Source organism: Streptomyces sp. NPDC047130 (assembly GCF_040643475.1).
Taxonomy (GTDB): Bacteria; Actinomycetota; Actinomycetes; order Streptomycetales; family Streptomycetaceae; genus Streptomyces.
Genome location: NZ_JBEYUK010000026.1, coordinates 47,837 through 68,725, shown reverse-complemented (window position 1 = coordinate 68,725; position 20,889 = coordinate 47,837). Strand labels below are relative to the sequence as shown.

Sequence of the window (20,889 nt, the reverse complement as noted above, 5' to 3'; positions counted from 1 at the left end):
GCCGAAAATGTCTTGACGTCAAGAATCACGCGGCGAAGACTGCGCCCGGTCGAGAACCAGGAGCCGCCGCATGCCGTCCCCGCCGTCCCGCCCGCCGCACCGTCTGCTGGCCCGCCTGCTGTCCGACGACCGCCTCGTACGGGCGATGTCGTACCAGTCGGTCCTCTCGGCCTTCGCCGAGGGCGCCTTCATCACCGGAGAGGCGGTGTACTTCACCCAGGTCGTCGGCCTGAGCCCGGCCCAGGTCGGCCTGATGCTGACCCTGTCGCTCGCCGCGGCCTTCGTGTTCTCCGTCCCGCTGGGCCGCCTCGCCGACCGGGTGGGAACACGGCGCAGCTGGATCGTCGGGTCGGCCCTGGAGGCCGTGTTCTTCGCCTCCTGGTTCCTGGCCGACTCCTTCGTCACGGCGCTCGCCGTCCTGATCCCCCTCAGCCTGGCGAACACCTGGGTCCGCACCGGGCGCGGCGCCTACCAGGTGCAGGTCTTCCCGAGGGAGAAGCGGGTGCACGCGCGGGCCTACCTGCGGGCCGCCCGCAACGCCGGCTACTCCCTGGGCGCCCTGGCGGGCGGTCTGGCCCTGGCCCTGGACAGCCTCGCCCTGATCCACGCGATTCCGCTGTTCACGTCGGCGGTGCTGCTGGCCAACTCCTTCTGGGTCTCCAAGCTCCCGGAGCCTCCCCGCTCCGAGCCGGTGACGCCCGCCGCAGCCGTGGCGGATGCAGCCGGGGCGGGCCGCCGCCGCGATCCGCGCACCGCGCTCCGCAACCGGCCCTTCGTGCTGACGACCTTCCTGAACGGCGTGCTCGGCACCCACCAGGTGCTGCTGATGACGGTGATCCCGCTCTGGCTGGTCTCCGAGACCGACGCGCCGAAGGTTGTGCTGGCCTGGCTCTACGGCACCAACACCGTGATGGCGGTGGCCCTGCAGGTGGCCGCCGCCCGCGGGGTCGCCACGGTGACCGACTCGCTGCGCGCCCAGCGCAGGGGCGCGCTCTGCTTCCTGGTCTCCTGCGGCATCATCGCCGTCACCCACGACACGGCGGGCTGGGTGACGATCCTGCTGATGTGGGTCGGCCACGTCACGGTGACCGGGGCCGAGCTGTACCAGTCGGCCGGGCAGTGGGGCCTGGTCGCGGAGCTGGCCGATCCGGACCGGCGCGGCGAGTACGAGGGCGTGGTGGGGCTCGGCCACAACCTGGGCTCCGTCTGGGCTCCGGCCGCGTACACCTACCTGGCCATGTCCTGGGGCGCGGTGGGCTGGGCGGTGATCGCCGCGGTCATCCTGACGGCGGCCGTGGCCATCCACCCGGCGGCCCGCGCCGGCGAGCGGCACCTGCGGCGCCTGGGGATCGCACCGGAGGAGGAGCGCGGGACGACACCGGAGAAGCCGGCACCGCCGGCACCCCGGAAGGACGGGACGGAGCCGGCACCGAAGCCCTCTTTGCATGACCATACGGGATGATGCATAATCTTCCTATGTCCAAGGTCCTCACCTCCCTCCCCGTCGGCGAACGCGTCGGCATCGCCTTCTCGGGCGGCCTCGACACCTCCGTCGCGGTCGCGTGGATGCGCGACAAGGGCGCCGTCCCGTGCACCTACACCGCCGACATCGGCCAGTACGACGAGCCCGACATCGCCTCGGTCCCCGGCCGCGCCACCGCCTACGGCGCCGAGGTCGCGCGTCTGGTCGACTGCCGCGCCGCGCTGGTCGAGGAGGGCCTGGCCGCGCTCACCTGCGGCGCGTTCCACATCCGCTCCGGCGGTCGCGCCTACTTCAACACCACGCCGCTGGGCCGCGCGGTCACCGGCACGCTGCTGGTGCGGGCCATGCTCGAGGACGACGTCCAGATCTGGGGCGACGGCTCGACCTACAAGGGCAACGACATCGAGCGGTTCTACCGCTACGGCCTGCTCGCCAACCCGAACCTGCGGATCTACAAGCCCTGGCTGGACGCGGACTTCGTGACCGAGCTGGGCGGCCGCAAGGAGATGTCGGAGTGGCTGGTCGCGCACGGCCTGCCCTACCGGGACAGCACGGAGAAGGCGTACTCCACCGACGCCAACATCTGGGGCGCCACGCACGAGGCCAAGACCCTCGAGCACCTGGACAACGGCATCGAGACGGTCGAGCCGATCATGGGCGTCAAGTTCTGGGACCCGTCGATCGAGATCGCCGCCGAGGACGTCACCATCGGCTTCGAGCAGGGCCGTCCGGTGACGATCAACGGCAAGGACTTCGCCACCGCCGTCGACCTGGTGATGGAGGCCAACGCCATCGGCGGCCGCCACGGCCTGGGCATGTCCGACCAGATCGAGAACCGGATCATCGAGGCCAAGAGCCGCGGCATCTACGAGGCGCCGGGCATGGCGCTGCTGCACGCCGCCTACGAGCGCCTGGTCAACGCCATCCACAACGAGGACACCCTCGCGCAGTACCACAGCGAGGGCCGCCGTCTCGGACGGCTGATGTACGAGGGCCGCTGGCTGGACCCGCAAGCGCTGATGATCCGCGAGTCGCTGCAGCGCTGGGTCGGCGCCGCGGTCACCGGCGAGGTCACCCTGCGGCTGCGCCGCGGCGAGGACTACTCGATCCTCGACACCACGGGCCCCGCGTTCAGCTACCACCCGGACAAGCTGTCCATGGAGCGCACCGAGGACTCGGCGTTCGGCCCGGTGGACCGCATCGGCCAGCTCACCATGCGCAACCTGGACATCGCCGACTCCCGCTCGAAGCTGGAGCAGTACGCCGGCCTCGGCCTGCTCGGCACCGGAGCCGGAGCCGGCCCGGCGCTCGGCGCCGCCCAGGTCACCGGCCTGATCGGCACCATGCCGGCGGGCGGCGCGGAGGCCATCGCCTCCCGCGGCGAGGTGACCGAGGAGGACGAACTCCTGGACCGCGCGGCCATGGAGTCCGGCACGGACTGACGCGCCCCGTCCCGCACCACCGAAGGCCCGGCCCCGGCACCACCGGGGCCGGGCCTTCGTGAACTTATGGAACCTTCACCCGACGCACGGTTGAATGCCGTGCGGGGGGATGGCGAGGGTTGGACACAGGCATGCCCCTGTGCGTCCCGTCCTCCCGCGACGGGTGGCGCGCCCAGGCCGCATCGCTGAGGACCCGCTCACCCATGAAGATCGCCTTTCTCGTCTACAACGCCTACGGCATCGGCGGCACCATCCGCGCCACCGCCAACACCAGCGCCGCGTTCGCCGACCGGGGCCATCAGGTGGAGGTCGTCTCCGTCTACCGGGCCCGCGACGACGCGCTCCTGCCCTTCTCCCCCGCCGTCCGGCTGCGCCCGCTCGTCGACTGGCGCGAGGGCTCCGAGACGTGCGAGCGGTCGCTGCCCGAGGCGCGACAGCCCTCCACCATGTGGACGGACACCGGCGTGTCGGGGAGCCCGATGCGGCCCTCCCGCCTCACCGACCGGCGGATCGCCGCCTACCTGCGCGGCACCGACGCGGACGTGGTGATCTCCACCCGCCCGGTGCTCCACGGCCACCTGGCCCGCGACGGCCGCCGGGACGCGTACCTGCGCATCGGCCAGGAGCACCTCCTGCTGGGCCGGCACGCCGCCCATGTGCGCGTCCACCAGAACCGGGCCCTGGCGAAGCTGGACGCCTACGTCACCGTCTCCGAGGCCGACGCCGCCGAGTACCGGGCCGCCGTGCCGCGCGCCGCGGACCGGATCCTCGCCATCCCCAACAGCGTGCCCGCCCCCGAGGTGGCCCCGTCCGACGGGGAGAGCAAGGTGATCGTCGCGGCCGGCCGCCTGGTCGGTCTCAAGCGCTTCGACCTGCTCATCGACGCCTTCGCCGCCTTGGCGCCCCGGCACCCCGACTGGTCCCTGCGGATCTACGGACGCGGCGTCCAGGCCCGGGAGCTGCGCGCGCGGATCGAGGCGCTCGGGATGCACGAGCGGATCCGGATGATGGGGCCGGTCTCCCCGCTGGACCCGGAGTGGGCCAAGGGCGCCATCGCCGCCGTGGCGTCCCGGCGGGAGTCGTTCGGCATGACCATCGTGGAGGCCCTGCACTGCGGCGTCCCGGTCGTCTCCACCGACTGCCCGCACGGTCCGGGCGAGATCCTCACCCACGACCACGACGGCCTGCTGGTGCCGATGGACAGCGGCGCCGAAGGGCTCACGGCGGCGCTGGAGTCCCTGATCACGGATCCCGCCCGACGGGCCCGGCTGGCCTCCCACGCCCGCGACACGGCCGCCCGCTACGCGCCGGACCGGATCGCCACCCGGTACCTCGAACTGTTCGCGTCGCTGGCGGGACGGCGCCGCCGCACGGGCCTTCTCCACCGGGTGACCTCGCTGTTGCCCCGGCACGCGGCTCCCGTCCCCGCGCCCGCGGAGGGCGCCGCGCCCGTGGAGGTCACCGAGGCAGCCGCCGCACCCTGGACCGCCCGGGCCTCGGCGCGTGTGGAGACCGACGGCGGCGTGCTGTTCCGGCTGCGCGACCCGGAGGACGCGCCGGGGCCGCTCCTGGGGCTGGTCCTCAAGCTCCGCAGGGACCCCGCGCGCCGCACGGTGGTGCTTCCCCTGGAGGGCGACGGCACCGCCCGCCTGCCTGCCGGCGGGCCCGGCCTCGCCGAGGGGCGGTGGGACCTCCACCTGGACCAGGGGCCGGACCGGCCGCGCCCGCGGGTCGCCGCCGGGACGGTGGAGACGGCGGCCCTGATCGGCCGGTCGCCGCGCGTCGCCCCGGACGGGACGACGGTGGCCCGGATCCCGTACCGCACCTCGGAGGGCAACCTCACCCTGCGCGTCTGGAACCGTCCCCGGCACGCCGAGGTCACCTCCGTGGAGATGGCCGGCCGGCTGCTGCGGGTCCGGGTCGCGCTGCACGGCGCGCGGCTCGGCGAGGGCGCCGCGGGCGAGCTCCGGCTGCGCGGCGGCGGCACCGTCGCGCCGGTGCCGGTGACGGTGACCGGCGGCCCCGGGACCGGCGGCGTCTCGCTGGAACTGGACGTCGACACGCTCCCCGCGCTCGGCGGGGGCGGCGCGCAGGACGTCTGGGACTGGTACCTGCTCCCCGCGGCCTGCGTGCCCGCCGTGCGGCTCGCCCGGCTGGCGGACGACCTGGTCGAGCGCAAGGCCGTCGACCGCCTTCCGGCGACGACGCGCCCGGCCGCCGGACGGAACGGGGACCGGCTGCGCCCCTACTTCACCGTCGACAACGACCTGGCGCTCAGCGTCAAGCCGCTTCCCGCGCCCGGTCGGCCGGCCGCCGGCTGACCGGGCGCGGGCGCCTCACTTGCGGTTGTAGAGCCGCATCGTCACCGGCCCGAAGACCAGCAGGAGCAGCCCCGCCCAGGCGAGCGTCCAGGCGATCTCCACGCCCGGCCACTGGCCGGCCGTCAGGCCGCGCACCGCGGAGGCCAGGTGGGTGACGGGGTTGTTGTTGACGAAGGCCTGGAGCCGGCCGGGCATGGTCGGGAACGCGGTGACGTCGAAGAGCTGGTACGGCACGTGCTCGATCTTCAGGACGGCTCGCCGGCCGAAGGCCGGGGAGGCCGCGAGGGCGCTGGGCCGGGGCGGCCGCTCGGTGGCGACGAGGACCGAGGCGACGGTCTCGGCGTCGAACGGGGCGGGTTCGCCGGGTGTCCCGGTGGCGGGGATGTCGGGGCGGGTGTCGGTCGGCTCATCGGACGGCCCCTTCCTTCTCCGGTTCTGTTACCCGTTCTTCCGATGATCTGCGAGGTGGCGGCCGACCGGCGGGTCGGGCGGCGTGTCGCGCGGCGGAAGGCGCAGAGTGATGTGCGTCCCTCCGGCGTATGCCGATCCCGTGAGTGAGCAGAGGGAACCTCTGGAGATCCGCAGGACCGGGAGAAAGGACCCTCCATGGCGTTGCCCGACCCGTCGTCGTCCGAGGTCGCGGCCGACCCCGCCGCGGTACGCCGTCACCGCGCCCTGTTCCGGGCGGCGAGCCGGCGTCGGAATCCCCCGCTGCGGCGCACGGACATCACCGTGACGGACGAGGCGATGGTGCGCCGCGCGGTCAAGGCGGCCTCGCTGGGCAACGCGATGGAGTGGTTCGACTTCGGCATCTACAGCTATCTGGCCGTCACCATCGGCCAGGTGTTCTTCCCGCCCGGGAACGAGACGGTGCAGTTGCTGTCGTCGTTCGCCACGTTCGCCGCGTCGTTCCTGGTGCGTCCGCTGGGCGGCATGGTCTTCGGGCCGATGGGCGACCGGATCGGCCGGAAGAAGGTCCTCGCCCTCACCATGATCATGATGGCGGTGGGCACCTTCTGCATCGGCCTGATCCCCTCGTACGCCACGATCGGCTTCTGGGCTCCCGTCCTGCTGCTCCTGTTCCGGCTGGTGCAGGGCTTCTCGACGGGCGGCGAGTACGGCGGGGCGTCGACGTTCATCGCCGAGTACGCGCCGGACCGGCGCCGCGGCTTCTGGGGCAGTTTCCTGGAGCTGGGCACCCTGGCGGGTTACGTAGCCGCCGCGGGTCTGGTCACGGTGCTGACCGTGTGGCTGGGTGAGCAGGGCATGGAGGACTGGGGCTGGCGGGTGCCGTTCCTGGTGGCCGGCCCGATCGGCTTCGTCGGCCTCTACCTGCGGCTCAAGCTGGACGAGACGCCGGCGTTCAAGCGGCTCGAGGAGGAGTCCTCGCACCGCTCGGCCGGGGCGGGCGCGACCCACGTGGAGCCCAGCGCCACGGCCGACCTCAAGGACATCTTCCGGCAGCAGTGGCCCACCCTGATCCTCTGCGTCTGCCTGGTCGGCGCGTACAACATCACCGACTACATGCTGCTGTCGTACATGCCGACGTACCTCTCGGACGAGATGGAGTACTCCGAGACGCATGGCCTGCTGTTCCTGATCGGGACGATGGTGGTGCTGATGCTGGTCATCAACCAGGTGGGCCGGCTCAACGACCACTACGGCCGCAAGCCGCTGCTGATGGCCGGCATGGTGGGTTTCCTGGTGCTCTCCGCGCCGGCGTTCCTGCTGGTCAAGCAGGGCAGCTTCGTCGCGGTCGCGTCGGGGATGCTGATGCTGGGGCTCTCGCTGGTGTGCCTCCTGGGCACGATGTCGGCGGCGCTGCCCGCGCTGTTCCCGACGCCGGTGCGGTACGGGTCGCTGGCCGTGGGCTACAACCTGTCCGCCTCCCTCTTCGGCGGGACGACGCCGCTGGTCATCACGGCGCTGATCTCGGCGACGGGCGACGACATGATGCCCGCGTACTACTCCATGGCGGCGGCGCTGGTCGGCGTGGTGTCCGTCGCCTTCATGAAGGAGACCGCCCGTCGTCCCCTCGACGGGTCCCCGCCGTCCGTCTCCACCCCGCAGGAGGCCGCCCGCCTGGTCGAGAGCCGGACCACGACCCCCCGCTTCTGAGCCGGGGGCCGGGCCGCGGCTCCCCCGCTTCCGAGCCGTCGGCGAGGCCGGCGGCGGCGCGGGGGCCGCGGTGTCCCGCGCCGCCGGCCTGTCCGGGCGTCCGGGGGGTCCGGCGGCGTCCGGGGCCTGTCCCTAAGCGCTTTAGGCGGCGTCATAATGGGTGTCGCCAGCGCCGAGCGACCCGCACAGGAGGACCCCCGGATGGCCCGAGCCGGACTGACCCCGGAGCGACTCACCCGCGCCGGCGCCGACCTCGCCGACGAGGTCGGTTTCGACCAGGTCACCGTCTCCGAGCTCGCCCGCCGCTTCGGCGTGCAGGTCGCCAGCCTCTACTCCCACGTCCGCAGCTCGCACGACCTCAGGACCCGCATCGCCCTCCTCGCCCTGGAGGAACTCGCCGACCGCGCCGCCGACGCGCTCGCGGGCCGCTCCGGCAAGGACGCGCTCGCCGCCTTCGCGGAGGCCTACCGCGACTACGCCCGCGCCCACCCCGGTCGCTACGCCGCGGCCCGCTACCGCCTCGACCCCGGCACCGCGGCGGCGAGCGCGGGCGTCCGGCACGCGCAGATGATGCGGGCCATCCTGCGGGGCTACGACCTGCCGGAGCCGGACCGGACCCACGCCGTGCGGATGCTCGGCGGCGTCTTCCACGGCTACGTCGAGCTGGAGCTCGCCGGCGGCTACGCGCACACCGCCGTCGATCCCGAGGAGTCGTGGGCCTGGGTCGTCGACTCCCTCGACCTCCTCCTCCGCCGGCGCGGCCGCGCCGGCGCCTGACGCGCAATTCCGTGGCGTGTGCGCCGCCTCCCCGGGCACACTGCGCGCCATGACGTCGCTGCACACGAACCCCCTGTTCACCCGGCTTGCCGACGCGAAGCGGATCCTGATCGCCGGCGCGGGCGGCGGTTTCGACGTCTACGCCGGGCTGCCCCTGGCGCTGTCGCTGCGCCACCAGGGCAAGGAGGTGCACCTCGCCAACCTCTCCTTCACGGAGCTCACCGCGCTGCCCCCGGCCGACTGGGCGGCCGAGGACCTCGCCGCGGTCACGCCCGACTCCGTGCTGCCCGGCGACTACTTCCCCGAGCGCACCCTCGCCCGCTGGCTGGAACTGCACGGCCACCCGTCGACCGTGTACGCCTTCCCCCGCACCGGGGTGCGCCCGCTGCGGGCCGCCTACCGCGCGCTGATCGACCTGCTGGAGATCGACGCGGTCGTCCTGGTCGACGGCGGCACGGACATCCTGATGCGCGGCGACGAGGCCGGGCTCGGCACCCCGGAGGAGGACATGGCCTCGGTGGCGGCCCTGGCCCCGCTGGAGGAGGTGCCCGTCCGTCTGGTCGTCTCCATCGGGTTCGGCGTGGACGCGTACCACGGCGTCAACCACGTCCAGGTCCTCGAGAACATCGCCGCGCTGGAGCGGGACGGAGGCTACCTGGGGGCCTTCTCCATCCCGCGGAACACCCGCGAGGGCGCCCTGTACCTCGACGCGGTCGCCCACGCCCAGCACCACACCCCCGGCCACCCCAGCATCGTCAACGGTTCCGTCGCGGCCGCGGTACGGGGCGAGTTCGGCGACGTGAGGTTCACCGAGCGCACCCGGGGCGGCGAGTTGTTCGTCAACCCGCTGATGTCGCTCTGCTTCGCCTTCGAACTCCCGGCCCTCGCGGCCCGCTGCCTCTACCTGGACCGCATCGAGGACACGTACCTGATGCGGCAGATCCACTCCCGCATCGCCGAGTTCCGCGACACGGTCGTCACCCGGCCGGGCCGCACCTTCCCTCACTGACACCCATGCCTAAAGGCTTTAGGCTGCTGCATCATGGTTGTCGCGAGCAGCGCCACCCCGCACCCGTCCCCGTCCCCGTCCCCGTCCCCGTCCCCGTCCCCGTCCCCCGGGACGTCCCCCGAGAGCAGGCCCGATGAACTCGACCCCTGACAACCATCTGATCACCACCCCGGTCACGGCCGGGCTGCTGCGCGGCGCGCTCGACGTGGAGCACACCGCGCACGGTCTGCTGCCGCACCGCCTGCCGGCCCGGGCCCGGCGGCGGATACCCGACGACCAGCTGGCACTGGCCCAGGCGCAGCCCTCCGGCGTGCGGCTCGCCTTCCGCACCCGGGCCACCCTGGTGGAGCTCGAGGTCCTCCCCACCAAGCGCGCCTACCGGGGCGCCCCGGCCGCTCCCGCGGACGGTTCCTACGACCTGCTGGTCGACGGCGTCCTGGCCGGCCGGACCGGCGTGCCCGGGGGCCGGGTCCGCACCGTCGACCTCGCGGACGGTTCGGTCGACGTGCGTGAGGGCGCCCCCGGCGTCGCGCGCTTCGAAGGCCTGCCCGGCCGGGACAAGGACGTCGAGATCTGGCTCCCGCACAACGAGATCACCGAGCTGGTCGCACTGCGCACCGACGCCCCGGTCGAGCCCGCCCCGGACCGCGGCCGCCGGGTCTGGCTGCACCACGGCAGCTCCATCAGCCACGGGTCGGACGCGGCCCACCCGACCGGGACCTGGCCCGCCCTGGCCGCCGCCGCGGCCGGGGTGGAGCTGATCAACCTGGGCTTCAGCGGGAGCGCCCTGCTCGATCCGTTCACCGCCCGCGCCATGCGGGACACCCCGGCCGACCTGATCAGCGTCAAGATCGGCATCAACGTCGTCAACACCGACGCGATGCGCCTGCGCGCCTTCGTCCCGGCGGTGCACGGCTTCCTCGACACCCTGCGCGACGGCCACCCGGACACGCCGCTGCTCGTCGTCTCGCCCGTCTTCTGCCCGCTGCACGAGGACACTCCCGGGCCGCTCGCCTTCGACCTCTCCGACGGGGCGGTGGGGTACAGGGCCACCGGTGACCCGGCCGAGGTGGCCGCGGGACGTCTGACGCTGAAGGTGATCCGGCGGGCGCTGGCCCGCGTCGTCGAGGAGCGGTCCGCGGAGGACCCTCACCTGTTCCACCTCGACGGCCTCGACCTGTTCGGCGAGCGGGACCACGCCGAACTGCCGCTGCCGGACGACCTCCACCCGTGCCCGGAGGGGCACCGCCGCATCGCCGGGAACTTCGCCCGGCTGGCGTTCGGGCCGAAGGCGCCGTTCGGGGCGTGAGCGGGCGGGAGGAGGGAGCGGCGGGCGCGGGGAACCGCGCCCGCCGCCCCCTCCCCGGCCGGAACGCCGTCAGGGGCACCGCCGGAAAGCCGTCGGAACGCCCCAGGACACCCCAGGACACATCAGGACGCCTCAGGACGCCGGCTGGACGTCCGGGATGCCGTTCGCGGGCGGCGCGTCCTTCGCCGCGGAGTCGTCCTCCTTGATGGGCGCGTCGCCGATGTCGGTGACCAGGACCGGCGTCAGGGCCTCGCCCTTGCCGTCCTGGAGCCGGACGACCTCCATCCCGGAGATGCCGAGGTGGCTGTCCTCGGAGTACCGGAACGGTGCGAGACCGGGACCCTCCAGGGTGGAGCCGACCTTCTCCAGCGCCTCCACCACGCCCTCGCGGGTGGGGTTGTCGCCCGCGGCCTGGAGCGCCTGGACGAAGGTGTAGGCCTGGGACAGGCCGTAGATCCGGTAGTTGGTCAGCTCCCCCTCCGCGCCGTGGGCGTCCCAGACCTTCTGCCAGAGCTTCAGCCACTCGCTGTCGGTGGCGTCCGTGCCGGGGATGTACTCGGTGGTGAGGACCCCGTCGAGCAGGCCGGCGCTGCCCTTCACCTTGCCCTCGGAGAACCGGGCCAGCAGCGAGCCGACCAGCGCGGGGTCGGAGCCGACGTTGCTGTAGAACCACTTCGCCCCGAAGTTGATCTTCATGGCGGTCAGCTGGCTGAGGGCCGTGTACGAGGGCACGTTGAAGCCGAGGACCAGGTCGACGCCGGCCGCCTGGAGCGCGGCGAGCTGCGGGGCGACGTCGGTGTTGCCCGGCGTGTACTTGACGGTCTCGACGATCTGGTCGTCGATGTACTTGCGGGCGCCGGCCTCGCCGTCGCGGCCGAAGTCGTCGTCCTGGAGGAACAGGCCGACCTTGGCGTCGGGCATGTTCTCCTTGACCCACTGGCCGATGATCTTGCCCTCGATCATGTAGTCCGGCTGCCAGCCGAAGGAGTACGGCCGCTTCGCGGGGTCGTCGCCCCACATCAGCGAGCCGCTGGAGACCATCAGGTCCGGCACCTTCTCGGCGTTCAGGAAGTCGACCACGGCGCTGTGGGTGGGCGTGCCGAGCCCGGCCACCATGCCGAAGATCTCCTCCTTCAGCACCAGTTCGTTGGTGACGGTGCTGGTGTTGGTCGGGTTGTAGGCGTCGTCCTTGACCACGTACTCGATCTTGCGGCCGTTGACGCCGCCGTTGGCGTTGACGTAGTCGTAGTAGGCCTTGTGGCCGCTGGGGATCTCGCTGTAGCCGGGGGCGGCGACACCGGTCAGCGGGAAGTGCGCGCCGATCCTGATGGTGTCCTCGGTGATGCCGGCCTCGGCGGCCGGCTTCCCGTCGCCGTCGTCCGGCCGGCCGCCGGCGCCGCACGCGGCGAGCAGGGCGCCCGCGGTGAGCAGGCCGGCCAGCCGGGTGGCCCGGCGGAACCTTCGCGTTCGCTGCACGGTGGTGCCTCCTTCGGTGTGGTGCGGCCCGGGGTGCCGCCGCGTGGGTTCGGTGGCGGGCCTCACGCGGCGCCCCGGCGCCGCCAGAGGTTGCGGACGGTTCCGGTGATGCCGGCGGGCGCGACGAGGATCACCAGGATCATCGTCAGCCCGTAGACCGCCGGGGCCAGTTCGGCCGCCCGGACGTCGGTGAGTCCGGCGTCCATGCCGAGATCGGTGACCAGGTGCGGCAGGAAGGTCAGCAGTGCCGAGCCGATCAGCGCGCCGGTCAGGCTGCCCAGCCCGCCGAGCACCACGGCGCTGAGCAGGGTCAGGGAGAGGGTGAGCGAGAAACCGCTGGGCGCGGTGATCCGCACCGCCATCGCCATCACCGCGCCGGCCAGGCCCGCGCAGGCGGTGGAGACCACGAAGGCGAGCACGCGGGCCCGGCCCAGGTGGATGCCGGCGATCTCGGCGGCGACCTCGTCGTCCCGGACGGCCCGCCAGGTGCGGCCGACCCGGCTCCGCATCAGGTTGGCGAGCAGCACGTAGGTGACGAGCAGCGCCCACCAGCCGATGTACGCCACGTACTTGGTGGGGTCGAGTTCGCTGCCGGTGACGAAGTAGGCGGCGTCCAGGACCCAGGTCGGGATCTCGGGCATCCGCACGCCCAGCCCCTGCTCGCCGCCCAGGCTCTCGAAGTGCAGCACCACGCCCGGCACGGCGACGGCCAGCGCCAGGGTGGCGCCGGCGATGTACGGGCCGTGCAGCCGGGCGGCGGCCACGCCGACGGCGGCGCCGACCGCCAGGGTCACCAGGGTGGCGGCCGCCAGGACGACCGGCAACGGGAACACGGTCCCCTCCCCGTCCAGGAACAGCGCGGTGGTGTAGGCGCCGACCGCCATGAACGCGCCGTGTCCGAGGGAGAGTTGTCCGTTGAGCCCGGTGAGGACGGTGAGGCCGCCGGCCGCGATGCCGAGGTAGGCCATCGACGCGAGCTGGGAGTTGGCGAAGGATCCGGTCGTCTCCATCACGACCGTGACGGCGAGCAGGCCGAGGGCGGCGAGGAGGAGGTGCCGGAGGAGGACCGAGCTCTCCCAGCGCCGCCGCGCTCCTCCGCGGGGCTTCGCGGCGGGTCCGGTCCCCTTCCCGGCGGACGGGTTGGTCTCCGTGGTGGCCATGGTCGTCAGACCCTCCGTTCCGCGTGGTGCGAGAAGAGACCGCCGGGCCGCAGCAGCAGCACGGCCATCAGGATCAACAGGGCCGCCAGCGGCACCAGTTCCGAGCCGAGGTAGCCGCTGACGGCGCTCAGCGACAGGCCGAGCAGCATGCCGCCGATCACCGATCCGACGGGGCTGTCCAGGCCGCCCAGCACGGCGGCGACGAAGCCGTAGACCACCACCGAGTCCATGTAGCCGGGGTGCACCAGGCTGCCGCCGGCGATCAGCAGTCCGGACAGCGAGCCGACCAGCGCGGCCAGCGCCCAGCCGAGGGTGAGCATCCGGCCCACCTTGACGCCCAGGATGCGGGCCACCTCCTGGTTGAAGGCTGCGGCCCGCATCCTGAGTCCGACCTCGGTGTACCGGAAGAGCAGCACCAGCAGGCCCATCACGACCATCACGGCGACGACGGTGAAGACGCCGAAGCCGGTGAGGGCGATGGAGGTGTCCCCGACGGTGAGGCCGCGGACGCCGAAGGGCGCGGGGAAGGACCGGTAGCGGGAGCCGAAGACGATGCCCGCGAGGGCGTGGAGCAGGATGAACAGGCCCAGGGTGAGGATCACCGCGTTGATCTCCGCCTTGCCCTCGACGGGCCGGACGACCACGCGTTCCACCACCGCGCCGAGCAGCAGCCCGCCGACCAGCGCCGCGGCGAAGCCGATCCAGTAGGAGTGGCCGGCGTCGATGACGACCAGGGCGATGTAGGTGGTGATCATCGCCATCGGGGCCTGGGCGAAGTTGACGATCCGTGTGGAGCGCCAGATCAGGCAGAGCGCCAGCGCGAACGCCGCGTAGACCGCTCCGAGGGTCAGCCCGCCGAGCGCGGTGGTGAGGAGCTGCTGCACGAGGACTCCAGTGGTTCGGAGGGCGTGGGTCAGAAACCGAGGTAGGCGTGGCGGAGCTTCTCGTCGGCGGCCAGTGCCGCGGCCTCGTCCCGCACGACGACCCTGCCGAGGTTGAGCACCACGCCGACGTCGGCGATGGACAGGGCGCTGCGCGCGTTCTGCTCGACGAGCACCACGGTCAGGCCCTCACTCGCCACCAGGGACCGCAGCAGGTCGAAGATCTGCGCGACGATCCGCGGGGCGAGGCCCAGGGAGGGTTCGTCGAGCAGCAGCACCTTGGGGGCGGCCATCAGGGCGCGGCCGATGACCAGCATCTGCCGTTCGCCGCCGGACAGCACGTGGGCGGTGGCGTCGTGGCGTTCGCCGAGCACCGGGAAGAGGCGGCAGATCCGCTCCATGTCGGCCGCGCGAGCCTTCGCGGGGCGGTGCAGGCCGCCCAGGCGGAGGTTCTCCTCGACGGTCAGCTCGGTGATCACCCCGCGTCCCTCGGGGACGTGGGCCAGGCCGAGTCCGGCCATGTCCTCGGCGGGGGTGCGGGTGACGTCGCGCCCGTCGAGCAGGACCTGCCCGCGTTCCGCGCGCACCAGCCCGGAGGCGGTGCGCAGCAGGGTGGTCTTGCCGGCCCCGTTGGCGCCGAGGACGGCGGTGACCTCGCCCTCGCGGGCCGTGAAGGAGACGCCGTCCAGGGCGCGGACCGGCCCGTAGGCGGTGGTGAGGTCGCGTACCTCGAACACGTCAGTCCCCCGTTCCGGGCCGGTCCTGACCGACCTCTTCGCCGAGGTAGGCGGCGACCACGGCGGGGTCGCGGCGCACCTCGTCGGGGCCGCCGCGGGCGATGACCCGCCCGAAGTCGAGCACGGTGATGTCGTCGCACACGCTCATCACCAGGTCCATGTGGTGTTCCACCAGCATCACGGCCATCCGGTCGGTGAGGCCGCGGATGAGCTCGCCGAGTTCGGCCATCTCGTCGTTGGCCAGGCCGCTCGCGGGCTCGTCGAGCAGCAGCAGGTCGGGTTCGCCGACCAGGGCGCGGGCCAGGGCGACGCGTTTGCGGACCGGATACGGGAGGCCGGCGGGGTGGCGGTCCGCGTGCTCCTCCACGCCGAGGCCGGCCAGCGCCTCGCGGGCCCGCCCGGCGAGGCGGGCGTCGTCGCGGGAGCCGCGGCCCAGGCCGAGGAGCGCGGAGCCGAAGCCGGCCGTGGCGTGCCGGTCGGCGCCGACCATCACGTTCTCCAGCACGGTCATCCGGTCGAAGAGGCCGAGGCCCTGGAGGGTCCGGCCGATGCCGAGGGAGGCCAGCCGGTGCGGGCGCAGTCCGGTCAGTTCCTCGCCCTTCCAGACCAGCCGGCCGGTGTCGGGGCGGACGAAGCCGCAGGCCACGTTGAACAGGGTGGTCTTCCCGGCGCCGTTGGGCCCGATGACGCCGAGGACCTGCCGGGGCTCCACGTCGAGCGACACCTCGGCCAGTGCCTGGATGCCGCCGAAGCGGACCGACACGTCGGTGACCGAGAACAGGGCCGGGGTGTCGTCGCTGCGGTCCGTGGATGCTGTCGTGGGTGGGCTCACCGTGCGCTCCCTTGTCTGCCCTGGCCGGGCCCGCGCCCCGTGGGCGGCTGCCCGCTGTTCGGCTGCGGCGATCCCCTACCGTGGGCGCTGTGCACAGAATCCGACATGGGCGGAGTGCACAAAGTCGCTGGTGCGCAGTGCCCTGGGCGACGGTCCGAGGTCTGGCGCGGCTGTGCGCTCCGTGCCATCCTCCGGGGCCATGGGCAATGGCATGGGCCTGACGACCGCCGCGTCGGGGTCCCCCGGCGACGAGGGACCCGGGGAGGACGTGCGCCGTGCCGTCGAGCGGGCCTGGGCCTCGCTGCTGCCGCGCGCGGACGCCATCGCCGACGACATCACCCTGACCCTGCTGTCCAAGGACTGGCACGCCGACGCCGGTCCGGAGCTGCGCGCCGACATCCGCTCCAGCGTGCGCGAACACGTCGGCCGCGGCATCCGCACCATGGCGGGGCTGGCCCGCACCGGTGAGAGCACCGTGCACCTGTGGCGGGAGACCGGGCGGCGGCGGGCGCGCCAAGGGGTGCGCATGGAACATGTGCTGAACGCCTACAGCCTCGGGTCGCGGGTGCTGTGGGAGGCGCTGCTGAGCCGCCACGACCGCCGGGACGAGGTCGTCGACGACCATGTGCTGGTCCTGGCCGGGCGTCAGATCTGGGCGGCGCTGGACCTGCAGAACGCCACGCTGGTGGAGGCCTACCGCCGCGAGGAGGCCCGGCTGCACAATCGCGACCTGCAGCGCCGTCAGCGGCTGCTGGACGGCCTGGTGGAGGGGCGGGGCGCGGACCCGGTGTTCGCCGCCGAGGCCCGCGAGGTGCTGGGCCTCGGCGCCCGTGAGCCGGTGGCCTGTGTGGTGGCCCCCTTCGACGGGCTGCCCGACGGCCCGGTCCGCGGCGGCGAGGACCGCCTGGAGCGGCTGGGGGTGACGTCCTGCTGGCACGTCCGCGGCGACATCACGTTCGCCCTGGTGGCCGTCGGGGGCACCGGCGTGGACGGCCTGGCGCGGGCGCTCGAGCCGGCGGTCGTGGGCCGTGCCGGGGTGGCCGCCTCCCCCGACGGCCTGGCCGGCTTCGCCACCGCCTACCGGCTCGCCGCCCAGGCCGCGGACACCGTGCCGCGCGGCACGGCGGGCGTGGTCCCGGTGGGGGAACGCCTGCCGGAGGTGCTGCTGCGGGCCAGCCCGGAGGCGACCGCGGTCCTGGTCGAGGAGACCGTGAGCCCGCTGCTGGCCCAGCCGCCCCAGCAGGCGGCCGTGCTGCTGGAGACCCTGCGCGCGCTGCTCACCCACCACGGCTCGCCCACCCACGCCGCCCGGCAGCTGTTCTGTCACCGCAACACGGTCATCTACCGCATGCGCCAGATCGAGGAGCTCACCGGCCGCAGCCTCCGCGACCCCCGCGACCGCCTTCTCCTCACCCTCGGCGAGATGGCCGCGCCGCAGGCGTGAGGAGGCCGGGGCCCCTCCTGCCGCGCGGGCTCACAGCCAGGTGTCGTCCAGGTCGACCAGGGTGGTGTCCAGGGACGCCAACAGATCCAGCTTGGGTTGGACGGACGGCAGTTCGTGGGTGAAGAAGTACCGCGCGGCGGCCCGCTTGCCGGCGTGGAAGGCGGTCTGCCTGTCGCCGGTGGCGACGGCCTGCTCCAGCCACAGCCAGGCGACCACGACGTGGCCGAAGGCTTCGAGGTACTGCCAGGCGTTGGCCAGCGCGGCCTTCGGGTCGCCGCCCGCCCAGAGGGCCGCCGTCACCTCCCGGACCCGGTCCAGTGCGGCGACCAGGGCCTTCGACTGCGCCTCCCACTCCTCGCCGGCCCGGGCCGTGGTGGCGCGGACCCGCGCGGCGAGCAGTTCCAGCCCGGCGCCGTCCGCCTGGAGGACCTTGCGGCCCAGCAGGTCGGCGGCCTGGATGCCGTGGGTGCCCTCGTGGATGGGGTTGAGCCGGTTGTCGCGGTAGAACTGCTCGACCGGGTAGTCGCGGGTGTAGCCGTAGCCGCCGTGGACCTGGATGGCGTGGTCGTTCGCCGCCGGTCCCCACACCGAGGGCCAGGTCTTCACGACGGGCGTCAGCAGGTCGAGCAGCAGCCCGGCCTCCTCGCGCGCCCGCTCCGTCTCCCCGGTGTCCTGCTCGTCCAGCAGCCGCGCCGCGTACAGCACCAGGGCCAGGGAGCCCTCGGCGTAGCACTTGGAGGAGAGCAGCATCCGCCGGACGTCGGCGTGCTCGATGATCGGCACCGGCGGCCGGCCGGCGTCCTTGCCGCCCACCGGCCGTCCCTGGGTGCGGGTGCGGGCGTACTCGAGGGCGTGCAGGTAGCCGGTGTAGCCGAGGGCCGCGGCTCCGGCGCCGACGCCGATCCGGGCCTCGTTCATCATGTGGAACATCTGGCGCAGCCCGTCACCCTCCCGGCCGACGAGGTGTCCGACCGCGCCCTCCCGGCCGCCGGGCGTGTGCACGCCCTCCCCGAAGTTGAGCAGGGTGTTGACGGTGCCGCGGTAGCCCATCTTGTGGTTGAGCCCGGCCAGCACCACGTCGTTGCGCTCGCCGAGGCGCCCGCCGTCCTCGACGAGGAACTTGGGCACGACGAACAGCGACAGCCCCTTCACCCCGGCCGGGGCCCCCTCGGTGCGGGCCAGCACCAGGTGGACGATGTTCTCGGCGAGGTCGTGCTCGCCGCCGGAGATCCACATCTTGGTGCCGAACAGCCGGTGGGCGCCGCTCGCGCCGCCCTCGGGGACCGCCTTGGTGGTGATGTCGGCGAGCGAGGAGCCGACGGCCGGCTCGGACAGGCACATGGTGCCGAAGAACCGGCCCTCGATCATCGGCCGCACGAAGGTGTCGACCTGCTCCTCGGAGCCGTGTGCCAGCAGCAGGTTGGCGTTGGCCATGGTGAGCATCGGGTAGCTGGCGGTGCCGATGTTGGCGGCCTGGAACCAGGCGAAGCAGGCCTGCATCACGGTGCGCGGGAGCTGGATCCCGCCGACCTCGGCGTCCATCGCACCGGCGATCAGCCCGGCCTCCGCGTACGCCCGCAGGGCGGGCCCCACCTCGGGGATGATGTGGACGCGCTCGCCGTCGAAGCGGGGCTCGTTGAGGTCGGCGGTGCGGTTGTGGGGCGCGAACAGCTCGGTGGCGAGCTGCTCGGAGACGTCCAGGACGGCCTCGAAGGTCTCCCGCGAGTGGTCGGCGAACCGCTTGCGCCGCGTCAGCTCGGTGACCTGGAGCCACTCGAAGAGCAGGAACTCCAGGTCGCGCGCGGAAAGAATGCTGCTGCTCATGCTGTTCACCCTGCTCATCGGATCGAAGGCCCTCGGTCGCTCCCGGACCGTCCGGCATGTCGCAGCCCGACCGGTCGGTATGCGCCGCCCACCAGAACCTATCGGAGCGAATCCGCATGTCAAGCCAGGTGTGACGGGGCTCGCCCCGCGCCCGCCGCCCGACCGCCGGAGGTCTGGTCCTCTGACAGCCGGAGGGTGCTGTTGACACGCCCCCGCCGCGCGGTCAGTCTCTGCTCAGCCCCCCACGGCGCCCCGCTTGTCATGCCCTGACCAAACAGGTCGGACCAGCGGCACCAACCCACCAGGAGTGCCTTGATGACCTCCCCCCGCCCCCGAAGACTCCGTGCCGCGACGGCCTTGCTGGCCGCCCTCGCGGGCATCGGCGCCGCCGCCGTCACCGGCCCCGCCCAGGCGGCCCAGCCGTCCGCGGAATCCACCCGCACGGTGTCCTACCGCGGGTACGCGGTGGACGTCCCCGCCGACTGGCGCGTGGTCGACCTGGACCGGAACCCCCGCGCCTGCGTCCGCTTCGACGAGCCCGCCGTCTACCTGGGCGAGCCCGGGCCGGAGAACGACTGCCCGGCCCGTCTCGTCGGCCGGACCGCGGGCATCGTGGTCGAGCCCATCACCGCCCGTTCCGCGGGCCGGGCGACGGCCGCCACCGCGCGGGCCCAGCGCGGCAAGGCCACCGCCCCCTCCGCCGTCTCCAGCGACGACGCGATCCGGATCGCGGTCGAGGACGCCGGCGTCCTGGTGACCGCCGCGCACACCCCGCACACCGAGGGCCTGGTGCGTGACGTGCTCGGCACCGCGAAGCTCACCGCCGGGGCCGAGCGCACGGCACTCCCCCGCACCGCCGGGCAGCCGTCGGCCGTGGCCCCGTCGGCGGCGGCCGGCCCGCAGCCGGGCACCTACACGGGCAAGGGCTTCGACGCCTGCACCGCCCCGTCGCAGAGCGCCATGAACGCCTGGAAGGCGAACTCGCCCTACAGCGCCGTCGGGGTCTACATCAGCGGCTCCTTCCGCGGCTGCTCCCAGCCGAACCTGACCGCGAGCTGGGTGACCACCCAGACCGCCAACGGCTGGCGCCTGATCCCCATCGACGTCGGCCGCCAGGCACCCTGCACCAACTACTCGCTGAAGATGTCCGCCGACCCTGCCACCGCCAGGTCGCAGGGCGTGTCCGCCGCGGCCGCCGCCGTCACCGCCGCCTCCAACCTCGGCATCCCGGCGGGCAGCGCCATCTACTCCGACATCGAGGCGTACACCTCCACGGCCTCCTGCAAGGCCGCCGTCCTGTCCTACCTGTCCGGCTGGACCGAGCGCCTGCACACCAGCGGCTACCTGTCGGGCTTCTACTCCAGCGCCGCCTCCGGCATCAGGGACGCCGCCTCGGAGTACGACAACCCGGCGTACACCCGCGTCGACCACCTCTTCTACGCCTGGTGGAACGGCGCCGCCGACACCGACACCGGCACGTACGTGCCGGCCTCCTACTGGGCGAACCACCAGCGCATCCACCAGTACGTCGGTGAGGTCACCGAGACCTACGGCGGCTACTCGATCAACATCGACCGCGACTACCTGGACGTGGGCACCGGCAGCACCACGCCGCCGCCGGCCACCTGCACGGGCGCGAACCTCAGCTTCGGCGCGTACGCGACGGTGCAGAGCGGGTCGACCGGCGAGCTGGTCAAGGCCGCCCAGTGCCTGCTGACCGCCGCCGGGTACAACCCCGGCTCCCCGGACGGCGTCTTCGGCCCGGGCACCGCGACCGCGGTCCGCGGCTTCCAGACGGCCAAGGGGCTTACGGCCGACGGCGTGGTCGGCCCGAGGACGTGGACCGCGCTGCTCTCCCGCGGCGCCACCACCACCGTGCAGAGCGGGTCGACGGGCGAGCCGGTGACCCGGCTGCAGCGGGCCCTGACGGCCGCGCTCGGCCGGACGGTCGCCGTCGACGGCGTCTTCGGCCCGGGCACCGGGCAGGCGGTCCGCGACTACCAGTCCTCTCGGGGGCTGACCGTCGACGGCATCGCCGGCCCCGGCACCTGGGGCGCGCTGCAGGCGGGGCGGTGA

General features: G+C 73.3%; 16 protein-coding genes. 9 read left to right on the top strand and 7 right to left on the bottom strand.

Annotated features, from left to right (window positions below; all coding sequences use genetic code 11):
• Window positions 1-70: 70 nt before the first annotated feature.
• From ABZ836_RS25255 to ABZ836_RS25245, 3 genes are all read left to right on the top strand, one after another.
• Window positions 71-1,462: an MFS transporter gene (locus ABZ836_RS25255; RefSeq protein ID WP_361145732.1), complete on the top strand. Its 1,392-nt coding sequence runs from the start codon at window positions 71-73 to the stop codon at window positions 1,460-1,462.
• 14 nt (window positions 1,463-1,476) lie between these two features.
• Window positions 1,477-2,925 carry an argininosuccinate synthase gene (gene argG / locus ABZ836_RS25250; protein WP_356131907.1) on the top strand — a complete coding sequence of 483 codons (1,449 nt, stop codon included), beginning with the start codon at window positions 1,477-1,479 and terminating at the stop codon, window positions 2,923-2,925.
• A gap of 203 nt (window positions 2,926-3,128) precedes the next feature.
• Complete coding sequence (locus tag ABZ836_RS25245; protein ID WP_361145729.1) at window positions 3,129-5,246, top strand: glycosyltransferase; 2,118 nt, start codon at window positions 3,129-3,131, stop codon at window positions 5,244-5,246.
• A gap of 15 nt (window positions 5,247-5,261) precedes the next feature.
• Here the strand turns inward: ABZ836_RS25245 and ABZ836_RS25240 are convergent, their stop codons facing one another.
• The gene (locus ABZ836_RS25240) at window positions 5,262-5,630 is read right to left on the bottom strand and encodes an ABC transporter permease (protein ID WP_356132196.1); all 369 of its coding nucleotides are present in this window, start codon (window positions 5,628-5,630) and stop codon (window positions 5,262-5,264) included.
• Between the two features lie 222 nt (window positions 5,631-5,852).
• Between ABZ836_RS25240 and proP the strand changes: the two genes are divergently transcribed.
• The 4 genes from proP (at window position 5,853) to ABZ836_RS25220 (ending at window position 10,459) form a co-directional block, all read left to right on the top strand.
• A complete protein-coding gene (gene proP / locus ABZ836_RS25235; protein ID WP_356131901.1) occupies window positions 5,853-7,364 on the top strand; it encodes a glycine betaine/L-proline transporter ProP in 1,512 nt (503 codons plus the stop codon).
• A gap of 201 nt (window positions 7,365-7,565) precedes the next feature.
• Complete coding sequence (locus ABZ836_RS25230; RefSeq protein WP_356131898.1) at window positions 7,566-8,141, top strand: TetR/AcrR family transcriptional regulator; 576 nt, start codon at window positions 7,566-7,568, stop codon at window positions 8,139-8,141.
• A gap of 49 nt (window positions 8,142-8,190) precedes the next feature.
• Window positions 8,191-9,150 (top strand): DUF1152 domain-containing protein, encoded by a 960-nt coding sequence (locus ABZ836_RS25225; RefSeq protein WP_356131895.1) that lies wholly within the window; start codon window positions 8,191-8,193, stop codon window positions 9,148-9,150.
• A gap of 133 nt (window positions 9,151-9,283) precedes the next feature.
• Window positions 9,284-10,459, top strand: coding sequence for a GDSL-type esterase/lipase family protein (locus ABZ836_RS25220; protein ID WP_361145725.1), 1,176 nt, complete (start codon window positions 9,284-9,286; stop codon window positions 10,457-10,459).
• 132 nt (window positions 10,460-10,591) lie between these two features.
• Here the strand turns inward: ABZ836_RS25220 and ABZ836_RS25215 are convergent, their stop codons facing one another.
• The 5 genes from ABZ836_RS25215 to ABZ836_RS25195 all read right to left on the bottom strand — a co-directional run bounded on the left by ABZ836_RS25215 (window position 10,592) and on the right by ABZ836_RS25195 (window position 15,545).
• Complete coding sequence (locus ABZ836_RS25215) at window positions 10,592-11,935, bottom strand: ABC transporter substrate-binding protein (RefSeq protein WP_361145722.1); 1,344 nt, start codon at window positions 11,933-11,935, stop codon at window positions 10,592-10,594.
• Between the two features lie 62 nt (window positions 11,936-11,997).
• A complete protein-coding gene (locus tag ABZ836_RS25210; protein ID WP_361145719.1) occupies window positions 11,998-13,095 on the bottom strand; it encodes a branched-chain amino acid ABC transporter permease in 1,098 nt (365 codons plus the stop codon).
• Between the two features lie 5 nt (window positions 13,096-13,100).
• Window positions 13,101-13,979: a branched-chain amino acid ABC transporter permease gene (locus ABZ836_RS25205; RefSeq protein WP_361145716.1), complete on the bottom strand. Its 879-nt coding sequence runs from the start codon at window positions 13,977-13,979 to the stop codon at window positions 13,101-13,103.
• Between the two features lie 29 nt (window positions 13,980-14,008).
• Window positions 14,009-14,713, bottom strand: a complete 705-nt coding sequence (locus ABZ836_RS25200) for an ABC transporter ATP-binding protein (RefSeq protein WP_361145713.1) — start codon at window positions 14,711-14,713, stop codon at window positions 14,009-14,011.
• A 1-nt stretch (window position 14,714) separates the two neighbouring features.
• A complete protein-coding gene (locus tag ABZ836_RS25195; protein ID WP_361145710.1) occupies window positions 14,715-15,545 on the bottom strand; it encodes an ABC transporter ATP-binding protein in 831 nt (276 codons plus the stop codon).
• Between the two features lie 199 nt (window positions 15,546-15,744).
• On the opposite strand from ABZ836_RS25195, the gene ABZ836_RS25190 reads away from it, so the two are divergent.
• A complete protein-coding gene (locus tag ABZ836_RS25190; protein WP_361145707.1) occupies window positions 15,745-16,989 on the top strand; it encodes a helix-turn-helix domain-containing protein in 1,245 nt (414 codons plus the stop codon).
• A 30-nt stretch (window positions 16,990-17,019) separates the two neighbouring features.
• On the opposite strand, the gene ABZ836_RS25185 is transcribed toward ABZ836_RS25190, so the two are convergent.
• Window positions 17,020-18,813 (bottom strand): acyl-CoA dehydrogenase, encoded by a 1,794-nt coding sequence (locus tag ABZ836_RS25185; protein ID WP_361145704.1) that lies wholly within the window; start codon window positions 18,811-18,813, stop codon window positions 17,020-17,022.
• Window positions 18,814-19,128: 315 nt separating this feature from the next.
• On the opposite strand from ABZ836_RS25185, the gene ABZ836_RS25180 reads away from it, so the two are divergent.
• On the top strand, window positions 19,129-20,889 hold the full coding sequence (locus ABZ836_RS25180) for a glycoside hydrolase domain-containing protein (protein ID WP_361145701.1): 1,761 nt from the start codon (window positions 19,129-19,131) through the stop codon (window positions 20,887-20,889).